Here is an 18,010-nt window from a genome sequence, read left to right on the forward strand (position 1 = left end):
AGAAGTTGCAGAAAAGATAAATGCTAAATTAGTATGTGAAGCAGCTAATGGACCTATAACTCCAGACGCTGACAAAGTACTAGAAAGAAGAGGAATCCCGGTTACACCAGATATATTAACAAATGCAGGTGGAGTTACAGTATCTTATTTCGAATGGGTACAAAACCTATATGGATACTATTGGGAAGAAGATGAAGTAGAAGAAAAACAAGAAATTGCAATGGTTAATGCATTTAATGATATATGGGCCCTTAAAGAGGAGAAAGATGTTACAATAAGACAAGCTGCTTATATGCTTTCAGTTAAAAAGGTAGCAGATGTAATGAAATTAAGAGGATGGTATTAAAATAACAATTCCGATTAGTAAATAGTTTCTGATAGTTCAGAAGTGCCTAGGCACTTCTGAACTATCAGTTTAACAATTGGCGTATAATGATTAATCCAAACAAATAATCTTACTTCAGTATTGCAAATCACCTATTCTATATAGTCAAAATAATCATAGAAAATTCTTTTTAAAGCCATATTAAGGTTAAATCGAACTCTAATCCAAAACCTTGAATCGTATCCAGAAAGCGGTAATTTTATTCAACTTATCCCTAATCCATATATGGAATCAATGTTTCCAGCAAATTTACATAGATGTAGAAATAACAATCTAACTGGATAATATGATATAATTAAATAAATGTTTCAAGCTGAAATTATTTAAATAATTATTTTTAATATAAAATGGTAAGATACATAAACTTATCAAATTATTTGTGAGGATTAAAGCCATAATGGAGGTAAATATGAACCCAAAAATATTAGTTGTATCAATTTATCCTGAGCTAACCGAAATGTTTGAAGAGATATCTAAGGAATTAGGAATAGCTATTAGCATTTATAAAGGCGGAATAATGAAAGATGGGCATTTATATGCTAAAAAGATGGAGAATAAGTTTGATGTAATAATAAGTCAAGGAGGAACGTTAGAAGCTATTAAAGAAGTTGTTTCCATACCAGTGGTCTCTGTAGAAGTGACTACTGGAGACATATTAAAAGCATTATTGGAAGCGAAAGAAAAGTATAATAAAAAGATTATTTTATTTTGTTATAGATCTGAGAAGTTAAATCAACTCCAAGACTTAAAAAGCATACTAAATGTTGATTTTGAAGTTGTTAATTATGGAAATAAACAAGAATTTGTAGAGCAAACGGAGAATATTTTTAGCAAAAATCAATTTGCATTAGTTGGAATGGGTAGCTGTATATTGGAAACTTCAAGAGGAAAAAAAATAGACTCAGTGATTATAAAAAGTAGCAGAAATGCAGTTAAACAAGCTATTATTGATGCCCAAAATATTTGTGATTTAAGTAAAAGAGAAAAGGAGAGGGCTGAGAGACTTAATACGATAATTGACTACTCTTCTGAAGGAATAGTAGCTATAGATAAGAACGGGGTTATTACAACTTTTAACCCTGTAGCAGAGGAAATTTTTGAATTAGAAGCAGATTTTGTATTAGGTAAAAATATTTCTGATTTAAGACATTTGCGTGATTTAAATTTGGTCTATGGTGACGGAAACTATAAATTGGAGGAAATAATTAAAATAAACAATATTGAGTTAATTTTAAATAGAATCCCAGTCATGGTGGAAGGTGAAGAATCTGGACTTATCATTACTTTACAGGAAGTATCAAAGCTCCAAAGCCTAGAACGAACTGTAAGAAACAAACTCTATAATAAAGGCCTAATAGCTAAACATACATTTAGTGATATTTTAGGAGTTAGCAAAGCCATAAAAGAAACTATAAATAATGCAATAAGGTTTGGGAAAACGTCTACCACTATACTTATACAAGGAGAAACAGGTAGTGGTAAAGAGCTTTTTGCCCAGAGTATTCACAATATTAGTGATAGAAAAGATAAACCTTTTGTAGCAGTAAACTGTGCTGCATTACCTGATAATTTGCTGGAAAGTGAGCTTTTTGGGTATGAGGAAGGAGCTTTTACTGGGGCTAAAAAAGGAGGGAAACCAGGCCTATTCGAACTAGCCCATGGTGGTACGATTTTTTTAGATGAAATTGGTGAAATTCCTCTAAGTTTTCAGAGTAGGCTTCTAAGGGTGCTACAAGAAAAAGAAGTTTTAAGAATTGGTGGAGATCATATTGTTAAGGTAGATGTTAGAGTAGTAGCAGCCACAAACATTGATTTATATAAAATGGTTAATGAACGCAAATTCAGAAGAGATTTATATTTTAGATTAAACATATTGAACCTAAGGATTCCGCCCATAAGACAAAGGCAGGATGATATACCAGTATTAGTAAACGAATTTATAAGAAAAATGAATAGGAAACATAATAGAAAAATTAAAGGATTAGAACCAAAAGCTATGGAGCTATTAATGGAATATAGTTGGCCAGGGAATGTAAGGGAAATTGAGAATTTTGTAGAGAGAATGGTTATATTATCAGACTATGAAATCGTAGAGAAAAGTTTTATTAAAAATATATTTGATCAATCTTTTAGTGAAGAAAGTGAAATAGAAAAAATTGATAACAATAATGATATTATTAAAGTAAAGCTAGATACATTAAACAATATGGAGTTACAGATTATCAACGAATTAAACAATAGACTTGATGACAATAAAACATTATTAGCAGAAAAACTAGATATAAGCAGAACAACTTTATGGAAAAAAATGAAGGAGTTAGAAGAAATCCATTAAATATTCTCTATATATTTTATTAACTTAAGGGACAGGTTAACCTGTCTCTTTTTTTGTGTAATATGCTATATAAAATAATTTTCCATATATAGTACGTTCATATATTAAACACCTTTTATTTTTATTGTTTAAATATTTAAACGAGCAATATATTTAAAAAATTCGATAATTTCCATTTAGCTTGATTTAGAGGTTTCTGAAGTATTAGCTAAAAAAATAGCGTTGGCATACAATTTGCATTATTTATTAATGAACATATTAAGAAAAGAGGGATGTTATGATTACACCAGTCCACTATATCAGTACTTTAATAACAATTATTATAGTTTCATTTTTAGGATTTTCTTCATCAAAAAAAGTGGAATCTTCTGAAGATTTTGCTGTAGGTAGTAGGAAGTTAGGTACTACAAAAATTGCAGGAAGTATAATTGCAACTATTGTAGGAGGAGCTTCAACTATAGGAACTGCACAGCTTGCCTTTCAACAAGGTATAAATGCTATGTGGTTTACATTAGGAAGTAGTATAGCTTGTTTATTTTTAGGATTATTTTTGGCTATTCCCCTTAGAAAGGCAGAAGTAGATACTGTATCTCAGTTTTTATCCAGAAGTTATGGAGAATATGCTGGGGTTGCAGCTAGCATTATCACTTCGTTTGCCATATTTATTCACATAACTGGTCAATTTATTTCTTCAATTGCGATATTATCATCATTATTTAATATGGCAGTTGCATTAGCAGCAATTATAACAGTTGCAATGATAATATCTTATATCTTTTTCGGCGGATTTTTAGGTACCAGTATAGTAGGAATTATGAAAACGATTTTACTTTATCTAACATTAGGTATTAGTGGAATATTGACATTAAAGTTTTTTGGAGGAACTCAAGGTTTTGTAGCAGCTTTTCCAAAGGAACCTTGGTTAAATCTTTTTAGCAATGGAGTTAGTGCTGGATTAGCTCAAGGTTTTTCTATGGTAGTAGGTGTTGCTTCGACACAGACATATTTACAAGCCATGTTTGCAGGTAAGACAGGGAAGGAATCAAGAAAAGGTGCATTTTTATCAGCCTTATTAATTCCACCTATAGGCTTTGTATGTACATTGATTGGAATGTATATGAGAACAGTAAATCCAAACTTAGTACCTAGAGAAGCTTTACCAGCATTTATATTGAACTATTTAAATCCATGGGTAGGAGGAATAACAATAGCAGCTTTGATAATTTCCGTAATTGGAACAGGAGCAGGTCTTACTCTTGGTGTTAGCACCATGGTGAATAGGGATATTTACTTAAGATTCATCAATCCTAAAGCAGACGATAAAACTCAATTAAAAGTTTTAAGATTATCCGTATTTGGAGTTTCTGCTTTAGCTTTACTTATGTTATTTACAAATGCTGATTCACTTATTTTGAAATGGGGCTTTTTATCTATGGCCTTAAGGGGAACTACTGTATTCATTCCTCTATTAGCAGCAATTTTCTTTAAAGATAGAGTTAGTGAAAAAGCAGGTTTGATTGCAATAATAGTAGCTCCAATTTCAACAATATTATGGGAAATCTTTGGTATGAGTAATATTGATTCATTATATATTGGAATCCTTGCTAGTATTTTAATGCTCGTAATCTTCTCTCTTAATCCTGTTGGAGTTCATAGGGAGGCAGAAGAGCATAAATAATGCTTATATAAGTTTTATAAATAATATACAGAAAGGAGTAATGAAATGAATAAAATAACAATTGATAGGAAGCTATGTAAGAAATGTGGCATCTGTGTAGAATTTTGTCCTGTAAATGTATATACAAGAGAATTAGATGGTTCTCCTGTAATTAGTAATGAAGAAAAATGTATAGGATGTAAACTATGTGAACTAAGATGCCCTGATTTTGCTATAAAAGTGGAGGTGAACAAAGATGACAACAAATAAAAAGGTTAAATTTGCACAAGGTAACGAAGCTGTAGTAGAAGGAGCAATAGCTGCAGGTGCAAGGTTTTATGCGGGTTATCCAATTACACCATCATCAGAGATTGCAGAAGGTTCAGCAACACGTCTTCCTCAAGTAGGGGGTCGTTATGTGCAAATGGAAGATGAAATAGGAAGTATGGCAGCAATAATAGGAGCTTCTTTAGCTGGTAAGAAATCATATACAGCTACTAGTGGTCCTGGTATTTCATTGATGTCAGAGAATATTGGAGTTGCAGTAATGGGTGAAGTTCCATGTGTATTAATAAATGTTCAACGTTCAGGTCCTAGTACTGGACTAGCTACCAAGCCTGCCCAAGGTGATTTGATGCAAGCTAGATGGGGAACTCATGGGGACCATGGAATAATTGTTATTTCACCTTCTTCTGTACAAGATTGCTATGATCTTACAATTAAAGCTTTCAATTTAGCTGAAAAATATAGAACTCCAGTAATGTTTCTATCAGATGCAACAATTGGTCATTTAAGAGAAAAAGTAGTTTATAGAGATGTAGCACCTGAAGAAATAGTTAATAGAAAACAACCAACTTGTGATCCAAAGGATTACCAACCATTTAAATTTGACGATCAAGAAGATGGTATAGCACCATTAGCTACTTATGGTAGTAAATATATTTTCAGAATTAATAGTACTACTCATAACGAAACAGGTATGGCAAATTCAACACCTGAAAACGCTAATAAATTCATTAGACACCTTACAGAAAAAATCGAAAAGAATAAGAAGGATATTACAATAGTTAAAAAATACAACCTAGAAGATGCAGACTATGCAATTATTACTTTTGGTTGCGTAACTAGAGCAGCTTTAGAAGCAGTAAAAATTGCAAGAAGCAAAGGAATAAAACTTGGTCTATTACAATTAGTAACAGTATGGCCTTTCGCTGACGATGAAGTTAGAGAAGTATTGAAACAAGTAAAAGGAGTAATAGTACCAGAAATGAATTTAGGTCAACTAATTGGTGAAGTTAAAAAAGTAAATGACTACGGTATACCAGTAGAAGGCGTTAATAGAGTGGATAGTTTGATGATAACTCCTAACGATATATTAGATAAGTTAGAGGAGGTAGAGAAATGTCTATAAAAACCTATGAAGATTATTTAATTAAGGAAAAATTACCTGTTTTCTGGTGTGCAGGATGCGGTAATGGTGTAGTTTTAGGCGCAATTTTAAGATCTTTTGCAGAACTTGGTTATGATAAAGAAAACACAGTAGTTGTAACTGGTATTGGATGCTGGGGTAAAGCAGACGATTATATAAGTACAAATACATTTCATGGTACACACGGTAGAGCATTAGGCTTTGCAACAGGAATCAAACTAGCTAATCCAGATTTAAATGTTGTTGTATTAATGGGAGACGGTGACGGTGCTACTATTGGTGGAAATCATTTAATACATGCTGCAAGAAGAAATGTTGATGTAACTGCAATTATGGTAAACAATCTAAACTATGGTATGACTGGTGGACAATACTCAGGAACAACACCTTATAATAGTAATACTTCAACATCACCATATGGTCACGTTGAAAATGGATTTAACGTATGTCAACTCGTTCAAGCAGCTGGTGCTCCATTTGTTGCTAGAGCTACTGTATATGGAGTAGTACAACTTCAAAAACTTATTAAAGAAGCTTTACAGAAAAAAGGATTCTCTTTTGTTGAGGTTATTTCATCATGTACTACTCATTATGGACGAAGAAATGGAATGAAAACTTCTGCAAGTGCTATGAAATGGCTAAGGGATAATTCAGTTTCTATTAGTCAAGCTGAAAAATTATCTCCAGAAGAGAGAGAAAAGAAATTCGTTCTAGGTAAATTTATTGATAAAGAATTAGACGATTATGGCACTAGGTATGACAGAGTTATTGAAAAAGCGAAAAAAACTTTATAACTAATGGAGGTGTAAAAATGAGCAAGACTTGTCAGATAATATTAAGTGGTGTTGGTGGACAAGGATTAGTCTCAAGTGGAACTATCTTAGGCGAATCAGCCACAATATATGAAGATAAAAATGCTACACTAGTAACTTCCTATGGAGTTGAAACCAGAGGAACATTTACAAAATCAGATGTAATAATAAGTGATGGAGATATTAGTTATCCTGAAGTTTCCAAACCTGATATAGTATTAGCATTAGCACAAGTTGCTTATGATAAATATGTATCTGAATTAGATGAAGATTCTATCTTAGTATATGATTGTAGTTTGATTAAAGATACTAAGGAATCCAAAGGTAAACAATTCGGATATCCAATTAATGATATAGCTTTAGAACTAGGAAATGTTGCTGTTGCAAACGTAATAGCTGTAGGAATAATAATTCAGAAAACAGGGATTCTGAAAAAAGAATCAATTATTGAAGCTATAAAAGATAGATTCGCAAGCAAACCAAAAGTAATTGATTTAAACATTGAAGCTTTAGAAAGAGGTATAAAAATAGGAATGGAGGCGTAGGTTGTATGAAAAAATGTGTAGGGAACGATTTTGCTAATAGAATGAACAATGTAAAACCTTCTGCAATTAGAGAACTAATGAAGGTTACAAAACAGCCTGGCGTTATTTCTTTTGCTGGTGGATGGCCAGCTCCAGAACTTTTCCCAGCTAAAGAAATGGAAAAAGTATGTCAAAAAGTATTGGAAGAAGATGGTGCATCTGCTTTACAATATGGTCCAACAGAAGGATATCAACCTTTAAGAGAATTTATTGCTGAGAGAATGCAAGGTAAAGGTATTGATGTAACTGCTGACAATATTTTCATAACAAGTGGTTCACAACAAGGTCTTGAATATTCTGCAAAATTGTATGTAAATGAGGGGGATGTCATAATCTGTGAAAGCCCTACCTATGTTGGAGCAATAGGAGCATTTAATCCATATCTACCAAAATATGTAGAAGTAGCTATGGATGAAAATGGTATGATAATTGAAGAACTAGAAAAAGCTCTTAAAGAAAATCCAAATGCTAAATTTATTTATACCATTCCAGATTTTCAAAATCCTACTGGAGTTACTATGAGTGCAGATAGAAGGGAAAAACTAGTTGAATTAGCTAGTAAATATGGTGTTCCTGTAGTTGAAGACAGTCCTTATGGTGAAGTAAGATTTGAAGGTGAAAAACTACCTCCTATCAAATACTATGACAAAGAAGGAATTGTTATTCATCTAGGTACATTTTCCAAGACTTTCTGTCCAGGACTAAGAGTTGGCTGGGTTGCAGCAAATCCTGATATAATAAGAAAATATGTACTTATTAAGCAAGGTGCAGATTTACAGGTAAACTCCATGGCTCAAAGAGAAATAGCTACTTTTGCTAAAATGTATGATTATGACGCACATGTAAACAATATAATAAAATCTTATAAGAGCAGAAGAGATGCTATGCTTAATACAATGAAAGAAGAGTTTCCTGATAATATTAAATTTACTTATCCTAAGGGTGGATTATTTACATGGGTAGAACTACCAGAAGATGTAAAAGCAATGGACGTATTTGAAAAAGCTATAGACGCAAAAGTTGCTTTTGTACCTGGAGATTCATTCTTCCCTAATGGAGGAGACAAAAATCACTTTAGATTAAACTATGCAACTATGAATGAGGAAAAAATAATAGAAGGAATCAAAAGACTAGCTAAAGTATTAAAAGATTTATAAACCATAAAAGGAGATAATCAATGTCTCTAAGCGCTTAGCTTAACATATTAAAAAACTACTCACGTCAATAATGTGAGTAGTTTTTTGTTGGTTTTATGTATCCAAAATTGCCTTAGTAGCCTTATCAGGAATTCCAATATCCTCTACTACTATTTTTCCAATACAATCTATATTTTTCTCTACACCTTTTTTCATATGGTGGAAAGTAACAATTTTATTTGCTTTCACGGATATACCCAATATATTACCTGTATCTCCATCTAAACCAGAGGGAATATCAACAGATAATATATCTTTTGAATACCTATTTATAATATCAATTACATCATAGAATAATCCTTCAATATTCCTAGTTATACCTATTCCGAAAATGGAGTCTATAGTCAAATCATTGTTGCTTATTGAATCTTTTAACCTATCTAAAGTTTTATCATCATCTATATATGTAAAGTCCACATCCATATTATTAAGTATATTTAGATTGATATTAAAATCCTTAGTTCCTTTTTCTAAGTTTCCAATTATAAATAGGTCTACAGACTTATTATTTAATATTAAATGACGGGCTATAGCTAAACCATCTCCACCGTTATTTCCAACTCCACAAACAACAGTAAAGGAATTCATAGTATGCAAGTCCATATTTTTTATTACTCTCAATGCTGCATTTTCCATAAGGATAATACTTGGAATACCAATATTATTAATAGCATAACTATCCATGGCTTTCATTTCTTTGCAGCTAATAACTAGCATTAATTACACCTCCTATATTAACCATCATATACAATTATAACATTTTTATATTATTATATTATGGTTTTATAGTTAAATACAAATAAGTTCACAAGTTAGTGCCGGGGTCAAATATTTACTAGGGTGAATATTTATGATATATTGGTAACATAATAAAAAAATTATTAATATTAGGAGGCGAAATTTCTATGAAAAAACAAGTGAATTTAGCAAAAGTTGCAGCAATAGTATCAATACCTTTATTAGCTTTTATTTTGTGGTATATATTTTTACCAGCAATCAACTTACATTCTTTTGAGTTTTGGATTTTTCTTATAATTAATTTAGTATATACCATAATTATTTTGATTACATTTGATAAAAAATATTATAAATTTTTTATAATACCTGCAATTTTACTCGGATTATTATTTGTACTAAAAGTGTTTTCAGCAACAATGTTTCATTCAACAAGATATGCAAATTTAATTAATAAGGAAAGTAGCTCTTTTGAGGAAGATATAAAAGAAGCCTCATTTGAACAAGTACCTACAGTGGATAGGGACACAGCACAAAGGTTAGGCAGTAGAAAAATGGGAGAAATGTTAGAACTAGTCTCTCAATACAATGTATCTAATGCTTATACTCAAATTAATTATGATGATAAACCAGTAAGGGTTACTCCATTAGAATATAATGGATTCTTAAAGTGGTTAGGTAACAAAAATGAAGGCATACCCAACTATATTATAGTAGATATGATAGATGGTAAAGTAGAGTTAAAGAAACTTAAAAACAATATAAAATTCTCTAAATCCGATAAATTTTCAAGGGATATTTATAGATATTTGAGACTAAAATATCCATTGGATATGTTTTTTGAAATCAATTTTGAAATAGACGAAGAAGGAATTCCTTATTGGATAGCACCAGTATATCATAATACAATTGGTTGGTTTGGAGGATTAGATGTAAAAGAGGTAATATTAACCAATGCAACAAATGGAGAAACTACAAAATATGCTATAGAGGATGTACCAAAATGGGTGGATAGGATTTATAATGCTGATGAAATAATTCGACAGCTTAATTGGAATGGGGGACTTCAATCAGGATTTCTAAACTCCCTATTTGCTCAGAAAGGAGTATTGCAAACAACGGAAGGATATAACTATCTAGCTATAGATGATGATGTTTATCTGTATACAGGCATGACTTCTGTAGGAGCTGATGAATCTAATGTTGGCTTTGTACTTGTAAACTTAAGAACAAAAGAAACTAAATTCTATAAAATGTCATCAGCAGAAGAATTTTCAGCTATGGAAAGTGCTGAAGGGGCAGTACAAGAAAAAGGATATATATCAACTTTTCCAATACTATTAAATATAGATAATAAACCAACCTATTTCATGTCCTTAAAAGATGAAGCAGGATTGGTTAAAATGTATGCCTTAGTCGATGCTCAAAACTATCAACAGGTATCAATAGGTACAACGGTAAGCAATGTTGTTAGCACTCATATAGGAAAAGACATAACTGACCTTCAGTCTGAAGAAGATAAAGAACCAACGGAAATTTTTAATACAATGGGTAAAATAATAAGTATAGAATCTGTGGTTATTGATGGAAACACCCACTATTATTTCATATTAGATGGTAGCAACAAAATATTTATAGCTAATATTGGAGTATCAGAAAAATTACCCTTTATAAAAGTTGATGATGAAGTTAATATTGAATACTATGAAAAAAACAATTTAAATCAAGTGACTAAATTAGAGCTGAAATAAGATAATGCAAATAAATAACCTTCCATATTATAATTAAATAATTATAAGATATGGAAGGTATATTTTATTTAAAGAATTCCTAAATAATTGCCTATATTAGCTTTCTCATCTATAACCCCTTTAATATTAGAAGTTTTAGAACTCATAATAACAGTAACTCCTGGACCGTGACCAGATTTAATGCAATCACTATGTACTATAACTCCTATAGAAACAGAACCCTTTAAATATTGTCGACCATTAGTATTGTCGCAATCCTTTAGCAAAACTAAATCACCAAATTTAAGTTTGTTAATTCCAAACTTTTCATTAGCTTTTCTATCTCCAGTCATTATATCATAATCGCCAGAAAAGGCAGTAGAACTTCCTACACCAGAACCCATTAGATAGGATGGTATTTCTGCAACTACTGGAACTTCTAAAGTTCCTCTAGAGGTTATATTAATATTTAATCTGTCAAATAGTTCAGGATCTATATTCATACACTTAATATCTTCATAATCTTCTATAGATAGACCTTGGCCACAAGCTTTTACTAAAATAGTATCTCCGATGGCCATTTTTTCTAAATCCTCGCCTTTAAAGTATATCAAAGTGTGATCGATTCCACCATGCATACCTGTTACAAAACCTTTGGCTCCTTTTGCATCACCTGTTATTACTTTAGCTTCATTTCCTATACATGCTAGAAGCATTAATGCCTTGTTTTCTGCAACATTATCGCTTTTAATACTAACACCAGGCTCAATATGGTCTCCCACCCATTTCATACAAGAATCCCCTATTTTGACATTATAACAAATGCCGCCAGTTGCTGGAAGTATATGAGCCAAACCTTCTTTATCAATTCTATAGGGATTGTTACCAGCAGATGGACTAGATATTTTACCCTGTACCGATTGAATAACAAGCTTGTCTTTATTTGTTTTAATCATAAATATGACCTCCTAAAATTGATAATATTAAGTATATTGTATCATTAACACTTTATTTGTTCTACAATTTTAGGATAGTATTTTATCCATTAAGAATTAATCGAGTAATAAAAAACAACAATGTAATAGGCTATATTGACAAGTTGAAACCTCTTATGTAATATTATATTACAAGGGAGGTTTTTAAATGGCTAATGAGTTTGAGATTGGAAAAAAGATAAAAACCATCAGAGAAGAAAAAGAATTAAGCCAATCAGAAGTAGTAGAAAAACTTAAAGAACAAGATATAAATATGAGTAGAGAAACGCTAAGTAAAATTGAAAACAATAATAGGTCTATTTCCGCTATAGAACTAAAAGCCATATCAGATGTTTTGGACGTGGATATAAGGGATTTTTTTAATAAAGAAGATTCGGATGATTTAGTAACTTTTTTTAGAAAAAGAAATTTTTCTCAAAACACATTAGAGGAAATTTCAAAGCTTCAAGATATGGTGAAAATGTTTATAAATCAAGAGAAGATATATAAAGAAGGGAAGAGCCATGAAAAATAATATTAATATTCCTGATGAATTATTTAGACTAAAAATCAAAGAATTAGCAGAAGAAGTTAGGATTAAATTTGCTAAAAAAGGGTTATCTGATATATTCGACATCCTCTCAGAAACTGCTTTTTTAATTAGAAAGCCCTTAGATATAGAAGGCCTTTCTGGTTTTATTACTTATTTTGATAAACATTTCATTGTATATTTAAATAGCAATTTTACCTTAGGCCATGAAAGATACACAGCTGCCCATGAGCTATACCATATTATATACAATGAAGATATATTAAAAAAAGAAAAAGTCTTTCTAGACAAAGGAAAATATAAAGAAGAAGAGACAAAAGCAGATGTATTTGCTGCTGAATTTTTAATGTCTGAAGATTATGTAAAAGAGGTATTTTACAAAATTGCAAATGTCGATAAAAATAAAATCCAACCTAAACATGTAGTTAGAATGTATAACTACTTCAAAGTAAGTTACAAGGCAATGCTCAAAAGACTTATTCAACTTAATCTATGTTCAAAGGCCAAATACTCAGAACTAGTTAAAATCTCTTCTCTGGAAAATAAGGATAGACTTCAGGAAATAACCAAAGAAGAAGGATTTAATATAGATTTAATAGTTCCTTCAAAGGAAAACTATATTCCTCAAGAATATATTATGTATGTAAAAGCCAATTATGAAAATGGAAAAATATCCTATGATGAGCTAAAGGAAGCTTTAAAATTTATTAATCCCATAGGAAAAAACTATATTTAGTGCTAAAATATATAGTATATACGGTTTAAATATAATAAAAGAGATGAATTCTAATGAAAGAAGAAAAGTTAAAATATAAATTTTCTCCACCTAAATATAAGGATAGACTATTATCCTATATACTAAAATATCATAAACAATTTTTGATCACCGCTATTTCAGGTATATTTTTTAATTCAGCAATAGTATTAGGACCAATTTTTCAAGGGAAACTACTAGATGCTTCAGTGAATTCACCAGATGTAGGGGGAATAAAAAGAGCTGGATTACAACTTATTGGTGTTACCCTATCCTTTCAGATAGCTCGATTTTTCAAACGATATTTCGTTAGGGATATGGCCAATGGGATGAGTGGTGATATGCGCATAGGTATTATGGAATCCATATTATATATGGATTTAAATATTTTAGAAAGACAAAATCCTGGGGATATGATGTCTACTACCATAGGAGATGTGGATATAGTTGTAGAAGCAGTAAGAAAGACCATTACTGAACTATGGGATACTTGGGTACTCATGGCTGCCTACTGGATTGCATTGATGTATTATGACCCTAAAATAACATTAATAGCTTCTATTCCTATTCCGTTAGTAATACTGATGACCCAACTAATGAAAAAAACAGTCCACTCCAAATCCAGAGAGGCTAGATTAGCTACATCAAAATCAACTATTCAAATTAGAAGGATGGTTTCAGAAGTAAATATATTGCGTCTATATGGAAGGGAAGAGGCGGAGGTAGAAAGATTAAAAGAAAGGTTATCCCATCAAGCTAATAGAAATGTGGTAGTTACAATCTTAAAAAATGGGCTAGCACCTATATATGCTTCCCTAGCCAGTGTAGGAATCATCCTAGTTATATTTTTAGGAGGTAATAAGGTTATAGATGGCAATTGGACCATTGGTACCTTTACAGCTTATATATCCATGTTTACAGCCTTAGCAGTTAGGACCACAACGGCTGCAAAGGTTTTTAATATTCAACAAGGAGCAAAGGCATCCTGGGATAGAGTTTTGGGATTAATAAATAATCAAAGTCAAGGGTCTATTGATAAAGCAGTTGGACTTAATCCAAATAGGATATCCGTAGAAGATCTTTCCTTTAAATATCCAACTAATGATGAATATACCATCAAGGATATATCCTTTGAAGCTTCATCTGGTATGATAGTCGGTATAACTGGTTCCGTAGGTTCAGGGAAATCAGCTCTAGCCCTAGCCTTAACGGGACTTTATGATTATGATGGAAAGATTCTTCTAGATGATGTGGATATAAAGGATTTGGACTATGGCCAAAGATTAGCAACTATCAGTTATATGGGCCACGACCCATTTCTTTTTTCAGACAGTTTAAAGAACAATATTACCTGGAAGGATAATAATGTTGAAAGATTAGATAAAGTATTAAACATTGCATCATTGAATAAGGATATTGAAAACTTTGAAAAAGGTATAGATACGGAAGTAGGAGAAAAAGGCATAAAAGTTTCTGGTGGGCAAAAACAGAGGGTAGCCTTAGCAAGAGCCCTATATAAAGATGCCAATATAATAATACTAGATGACCCTTTTTCTGCCATAGATATTAATACAGAGGCTAAGATAATGGAAAATCTAAGGGAAAGCACAGGAGATAAGATTACATTCATTTTTTCCCATAGACTAGATGCCTTTAAATATATGGATATGATTTTAGTTCTAGATGAAGGGAAAATTGTTCAAAGAGGAACTCATAATGAGCTAATCAATACATATGGTATCTATAGTAAAATTGTAGACTCACAACAATTTTGGGGAGGTGGAGCAATTGAGAAACAGATTGGTATCTAATGCGGTTAAAATTACTTGTAAAAACAAATCAGCATATATTATACTATTGATTATTGCTATTATTGCTGGAATACTAATGCAACTACTTCCACCTCAAATATTAAGAAGCATAATAGATAACAATGTTTCAAAAGGAATATATGAAGGGGTACTAAAATTGTCCTACTATTATCTACTAGCTGTAGTATTAGGTGGGGCTGCTGATTTTATGCGAGAGTATATGATGGCAATCCTTGGCCAAGATATACTATTAAATATTAGGCTAAATATGGCCAAAAAACTATCAAGATTACCCATATCATATTTTTCAAACAAGGCTGTTGGGGAGATAATGAGTCAATTTACTTCAGATGTAGATGCTGTCGGTACTCTATTTACATCTGGTCTAATAGGCCTACTATCCGATGGCTTGAAAGCAGTGGGAATTTTGATATCCATATATATTTTAAGTCCTGAATTAGCACTATGTATGTTGATATTAATTCCTATAATATATCTAATAACCAAGTTTTTTAAATCCAATACTTTCAAAGCACAAATGGAATCCCGAAGGGCAGTAGCACATATTAATGGTTTTGTCCAAGAAATATTCAATGGAACAAGGACCATTAAGATATTTGGAATGGAGGACCAATCCATATCCGATTTTCAAAACCCTTTACACCAGAACCTTCAAGCAGTAAATAAAACCAGCACACTGAATTCTATATTCCCTTGTTTGATGCAAATACTTAGGGCGATTATCATAGCTATTACAGTTATAATTGCTGCACCAACGGATTTAGGTGCGCTAGGTATTAGTATTGGTTCCGTTGCAGCAGCAGTAGATCTAATATCTAGGATGTTTGCACCAATTGAAGCCATAGCCATAGAGTTTCAAACCATACAAGAGGCCCTTTCGGGACTTGAGAGAATAAATGAATTCCATAGGGAACAGGAAGAAATTAGAGTAGAACCATTATTGAATAAAAAGGTTTCGGAACCACTATCAATTTCCGTAGAAAGTTTGACCTTTGCCTATGAAGAAGGTAAAAATATAGTTAAAGATATTTCCTTTGATATAGAACCTGGAACTAAGGTTGCACTAGTAGGGAGAACAGGAGCAGGGAAAAGTACTATTCTAAACCTTGTAGCAGGTTTATATAAACCTGATCAAGGTAGTATTAAAATAGGGGAATTTGATCCCTTTGAAATGCCTACAAATATCCGGAGAAGAACTATAGGCATCGTACCCCAATCCTTCCCAATATATGATGGAACTATTAGAGACGCTATAACATTATATGATGAATCCATTACAGAGGAAGAGGTCATAGCAGCAGCTAAAATTGTAGGGCTTCATGAAGATATAATAAAACTTCCCAAAGGATATGATACTGTTATTGGAGAAGGTGAGATAAAACTATCCTACGGCCAATATCAGCTATTAACCCTTGCCTGTGCTTTGGTATGCAATCCACCTATACTCCTCCTTGATGAAGTAACCTCTGGTTTAGATTCTATAACGGAAGGGAAGGTATTCAAAGCATTAGAAGAAGTTTCTAAAGATAGAACAATCCTAACCATAAGCCATAGAATATCAGGAATCATCGACGCAGACAAAGTCATTATGCTGGAACAGGGTAGAATAGTAGAAACAGGTACACCAAAAGAACTAGCAGGAAAGGACGGATGGTACGCCAAATACAATCAAATAGAAAAACTAGGGTGGAGGATGTAGGGACTTTTAAATAAATATATAAATTAATAAAAATTGACTTTTGACGGTCTAATAATATATACTATAGTAGTAAATAACAACTAAAGGAGGACAAAATGAGCAGATTACTAAAAAACATATCATTAATTATTTTTGCAATGATAATACTATCAGTATCAACAGTATTTGCAGCGGGAGAAAAATCCCTAGTAAGGGATACAGGGGATTTGGCAATGTCATATGGCAATGCTTGTAAAATTACTGCAGAAGGGGATAAAGAAATAATTGAAGCTATTAAAAAAACAGGGAAAACTGATTTTAAAGAAGGAATTTATGCTGAATTTTTTCCTTGGGGAAATTATGGACCAGGATCATCTGAACAATTTTTACAAGTAGAAAATGTAAAGGATTATGATAAGCTAGTATTTGATGTATGTGGCTTAACACAAGAAAAGTTCAACGATTTAGAAGCGTACATATCATGGAATAAATTTCATAAGGAAGAATCACCAAATTATGATGATTATAAAAAAGATTATATATTTACATCAGGAACTAATGATAAGTTTAATATTGAAACAATAGGCAATGGAGAATTTCCTTCTTTAGAAGGAACAGTTCAAATCTGGATACAAGACGGAGAATTTAACACCAGATATGCTATTGTAGCGTCCAACCAATGGGAAACTGTAGAATTAGATATTAGCGATTTTGATGGCTTGACATTCTATTTTTCCATCGATGACTCAGCCAGTGTTTTGGTAGCAAATCCAAGACTTATTAACAGTAATGCTGAAAAATCGGTACAAACAACACCAAAATTAAAAGCAGTACCTAATAGTTCTAAGGTGTTAGTAAATGGTGAAAATATTGAATTTGATGCATATACAATAAAAGGGAATAACTATTTTAAATTAAGAGATATTGCAAAAGTATTAAGTGGAACTGAGAAGCAATTTGAAGTCACCTGGGATGGTACAAAAAATGTAATAAACCTTATATCTGGTGAATCTTATACAGTAGTGGGTGGTGAATTATCTAAAGGAGATGGCAGTGAAAAAGAACCAGTAGAATCAAATGCAACTATATTCAAGGACGGTGAAGCTATTAGTTTAAAAGCATATACAATCAAAGGTAACAATTATTTTAAACTTAGGGATATAGGAGAAACCTTCGATTTTGGAATAACATGGGATTCTACAACTAAAACAATAGGAATTGACACAACAACTGGATATATACCAGAATAATTAACAAATAAATTAATATAGAAGTTAGTGTAAATAAAACTTCCCAAAGGGTATGATACCATAATCGGCGAAAAAATATTTATTAAAATATCCATAAATCTATATTGAC

General features: G+C 31.8%; 15 protein-coding genes and 1 pseudogene. 14 read left to right on the forward strand and 2 right to left on the reverse strand.

Translation table 11 applies throughout. From position 1 onward, the window contains the following. The 8 genes and pseudogenes from C3E90_RS06645 to C3E90_RS06680 all read left to right on the forward strand — a co-directional run. Positions 1-346: pseudogene (locus tag C3E90_RS06645) on the forward strand (glutamate dehydrogenase); the annotation flags it as partial. Between the two features lie 448 nt (positions 347-794). After that, positions 795-2,720 (forward strand): sigma 54-interacting transcriptional regulator, encoded by a 1,926-nt coding sequence (locus C3E90_RS06650; RefSeq protein WP_236914881.1) that lies wholly within the window; start codon positions 795-797, stop codon positions 2,718-2,720. Positions 2,721-2,997: 277 nt separating this feature from the next. Further along, positions 2,998-4,398 (forward strand): sodium:solute symporter family protein, encoded by a 1,401-nt coding sequence (locus C3E90_RS06655; protein WP_236914882.1) that lies wholly within the window; start codon positions 2,998-3,000, stop codon positions 4,396-4,398. Between the two features lie 45 nt (positions 4,399-4,443). Continuing rightward, positions 4,444-4,647 carry a 4Fe-4S dicluster domain-containing protein gene (locus C3E90_RS06660; RefSeq protein ID WP_236914883.1) on the forward strand — a complete coding sequence of 68 codons (204 nt, stop codon included), beginning with the start codon at positions 4,444-4,446 and terminating at the stop codon, positions 4,645-4,647. Further along, positions 4,634-5,788 carry a 2-oxoacid:acceptor oxidoreductase subunit alpha gene (locus tag C3E90_RS06665; RefSeq protein ID WP_236914884.1) on the forward strand — a complete coding sequence of 385 codons (1,155 nt, stop codon included), beginning with the start codon at positions 4,634-4,636 and terminating at the stop codon, positions 5,786-5,788. Before C3E90_RS06660 ends, C3E90_RS06665 begins: the two co-directional genes overlap by 14 nt. Then, the gene (locus C3E90_RS06670; protein WP_236914885.1) at positions 5,779-6,600 is read left to right on the forward strand and encodes a 2-oxoacid:ferredoxin oxidoreductase subunit beta; all 822 of its coding nucleotides are present in this window, start codon (positions 5,779-5,781) and stop codon (positions 6,598-6,600) included. The genes C3E90_RS06665 and C3E90_RS06670 overlap by 10 nt, the downstream gene beginning before the upstream one ends. Before the next feature lie 17 nt (positions 6,601-6,617). Continuing rightward, a complete protein-coding gene (locus C3E90_RS06675; RefSeq protein WP_236914886.1) occupies positions 6,618-7,163 on the forward strand; it encodes a 2-oxoacid:acceptor oxidoreductase family protein in 546 nt (181 codons plus the stop codon). A gap of 5 nt (positions 7,164-7,168) precedes the next feature. Then, positions 7,169-8,359, forward strand: a complete 1,191-nt coding sequence (locus tag C3E90_RS06680) for an aminotransferase-like domain-containing protein (RefSeq protein WP_236914887.1) — start codon at positions 7,169-7,171, stop codon at positions 8,357-8,359. 93 nt (positions 8,360-8,452) lie between these two features. Here C3E90_RS06680 and C3E90_RS06685 read toward each other — a convergent pair whose 3' ends face one another. After that, entirely contained in the window at positions 8,453-9,115 is a 663-nt protein-coding gene (locus tag C3E90_RS06685; RefSeq protein ID WP_236914888.1) for an NAD(P)H-hydrate epimerase, read from the reverse strand. A 188-nt stretch (positions 9,116-9,303) separates the two neighbouring features. Between C3E90_RS06685 and C3E90_RS06690 the strand changes: the two genes are divergently transcribed. After that, positions 9,304-10,884 (forward strand): hypothetical protein, encoded by a 1,581-nt coding sequence (locus C3E90_RS06690; protein WP_236914889.1) that lies wholly within the window; start codon positions 9,304-9,306, stop codon positions 10,882-10,884. Positions 10,885-10,952: 68 nt separating this feature from the next. Here C3E90_RS06690 and C3E90_RS06695 read toward each other — a convergent pair whose 3' ends face one another. Next, complete coding sequence (locus tag C3E90_RS06695) at positions 10,953-11,819, reverse strand: DUF4438 domain-containing protein (protein WP_236914890.1); 867 nt, start codon at positions 11,817-11,819, stop codon at positions 10,953-10,955. Positions 11,820-12,006: 187 nt separating this feature from the next. Here C3E90_RS06695 and C3E90_RS06700 point away from each other — a divergent pair, with 187 nt between their 5' ends. From C3E90_RS06700 to C3E90_RS06720, 5 genes are all read left to right on the forward strand, one after another. Then, entirely contained in the window at positions 12,007-12,372 is a 366-nt protein-coding gene (locus C3E90_RS06700; RefSeq protein WP_236914891.1) for a helix-turn-helix domain-containing protein, read from the forward strand. Next, the gene (locus C3E90_RS06705; protein WP_236914892.1) at positions 12,362-13,123 is read left to right on the forward strand and encodes an ImmA/IrrE family metallo-endopeptidase; all 762 of its coding nucleotides are present in this window, start codon (positions 12,362-12,364) and stop codon (positions 13,121-13,123) included. Before C3E90_RS06700 ends, C3E90_RS06705 begins: the two co-directional genes overlap by 11 nt. A gap of 53 nt (positions 13,124-13,176) precedes the next feature. Next, positions 13,177-14,952, forward strand: a complete 1,776-nt coding sequence (locus C3E90_RS06710; RefSeq protein ID WP_236914893.1) for an ABC transporter ATP-binding protein — start codon at positions 13,177-13,179, stop codon at positions 14,950-14,952. After that, the gene (locus C3E90_RS06715) at positions 14,930-16,672 is read left to right on the forward strand and encodes an ABC transporter ATP-binding protein (RefSeq protein ID WP_236914894.1); all 1,743 of its coding nucleotides are present in this window, start codon (positions 14,930-14,932) and stop codon (positions 16,670-16,672) included. Before C3E90_RS06710 ends, C3E90_RS06715 begins: the two co-directional genes overlap by 23 nt. A gap of 95 nt (positions 16,673-16,767) precedes the next feature. Continuing rightward, complete coding sequence (locus tag C3E90_RS06720) at positions 16,768-17,901, forward strand: copper amine oxidase N-terminal domain-containing protein (RefSeq protein WP_236914895.1); 1,134 nt, start codon at positions 16,768-16,770, stop codon at positions 17,899-17,901. Positions 17,902-18,010 lie beyond the last annotated feature (109 nt).

Source organism: Clostridium sp. Cult2 (assembly GCF_021655075.1).
GTDB lineage: Bacteria > Bacillota > Clostridia > Tissierellales > Tepidimicrobiaceae > Schnuerera.

What these genes read in the sequence shown, in the direction of transcription:
- C3E90_RS06650 (WP_236914881.1), top strand. Translation starts at nt 795, where the DNA reads ATGAACCCAAAAATATTAGTTGTATCAATTTATCCTGAGCTAACCGAA.
- C3E90_RS06655 (WP_236914882.1), top strand. Translation starts at nt 2,998, where the DNA reads ATGATTACACCAGTCCACTATATCAGTACTTTAATAACAATTATTATA.
- C3E90_RS06660 (WP_236914883.1), top strand. Translation starts at nt 4,444, where the DNA reads ATGAATAAAATAACAATTGATAGGAAGCTATGTAAGAAATGTGGCATC.
- C3E90_RS06665 (WP_236914884.1), top strand. Translation starts at nt 4,634, where the DNA reads ATGACAACAAATAAAAAGGTTAAATTTGCACAAGGTAACGAAGCTGTA.
- C3E90_RS06670 (WP_236914885.1), top strand. Translation starts at nt 5,779, where the DNA reads ATGTCTATAAAAACCTATGAAGATTATTTAATTAAGGAAAAATTACCT.
- C3E90_RS06675 (WP_236914886.1), top strand. Translation starts at nt 6,618, where the DNA reads ATGAGCAAGACTTGTCAGATAATATTAAGTGGTGTTGGTGGACAAGGA.
- C3E90_RS06680 (WP_236914887.1), top strand. Translation starts at nt 7,169, where the DNA reads ATGAAAAAATGTGTAGGGAACGATTTTGCTAATAGAATGAACAATGTA.
- C3E90_RS06685 (WP_236914888.1), bottom strand. Translation starts at nt 9,115, where the DNA reads ATGCTAGTTATTAGCTGCAAAGAAATGAAAGCCATGGATAGTTATGCT.
- C3E90_RS06690 (WP_236914889.1), top strand. Translation starts at nt 9,304, where the DNA reads ATGAAAAAACAAGTGAATTTAGCAAAAGTTGCAGCAATAGTATCAATA.
- C3E90_RS06695 (WP_236914890.1), bottom strand. Translation starts at nt 11,819, where the DNA reads ATGATTAAAACAAATAAAGACAAGCTTGTTATTCAATCGGTACAGGGT.
- C3E90_RS06700 (WP_236914891.1), top strand. Translation starts at nt 12,007, where the DNA reads ATGGCTAATGAGTTTGAGATTGGAAAAAAGATAAAAACCATCAGAGAA.
- C3E90_RS06705 (WP_236914892.1), top strand. Translation starts at nt 12,362, where the DNA reads ATGAAAAATAATATTAATATTCCTGATGAATTATTTAGACTAAAAATC.
- C3E90_RS06710 (WP_236914893.1), top strand. Translation starts at nt 13,177, where the DNA reads ATGAAAGAAGAAAAGTTAAAATATAAATTTTCTCCACCTAAATATAAG.
- C3E90_RS06720 (WP_236914895.1), top strand. Translation starts at nt 16,768, where the DNA reads ATGAGCAGATTACTAAAAAACATATCATTAATTATTTTTGCAATGATA.